1 tRNA gene is annotated in these 348 nt (G+C 45.4%); it reads right to left on the bottom strand.

The annotated features are described in order from the left end of the window. Positions 1 to 237: 237 nt before the first annotated feature. Positions 238 to 314, bottom strand: a tRNA-Ile gene (locus tag ACTQ3V_RS15770). Positions 315 to 348: the final 34 nt, after the last annotated feature.

Below are 348 nucleotides of genomic sequence, written 5' to 3'. Positions count from 1 at the left end.
CAACAATTTTCAGAAAAACCTTAAACTGATCTATTTCAAAGATCGGAATAACATTTTATTTCCTCTATTGTTGCTTTTGCTTTCGTTATTGTTCAGTTTTCAAGGTGCAAAATTTCTTTGCCTTCAGCGAAATTTTGCGCCGATGTGTCGGACTTCATCAGGAAGTCCGACCAAGGTGCAGCATGAAGAAGTTCCTTCTGAATGCTGTTTCCCTCGGCATTTCGCTTCACTCAAAGATGGTGGGCTTGAGAGGACTCGAACCTCCGACCTCACGCTTATCAGGCGTGCGCTCTAACCACCTGAGCTACAAGCCCATTTGATTCCCGGCGAACGGTCGTCGTTTCCGTC

Origin of the sequence: Candidatus Agathobaculum pullicola, from assembly GCF_052117205.1 — a bacterium.
Taxonomy (GTDB): Bacteria; Bacillota; Clostridia; order Oscillospirales; family Butyricicoccaceae; genus Agathobaculum; species Agathobaculum pullicola.
Note: the sequence above shows the minus strand (reverse complement) of the source record. Positions and strands in the feature narration are given on the sequence as shown.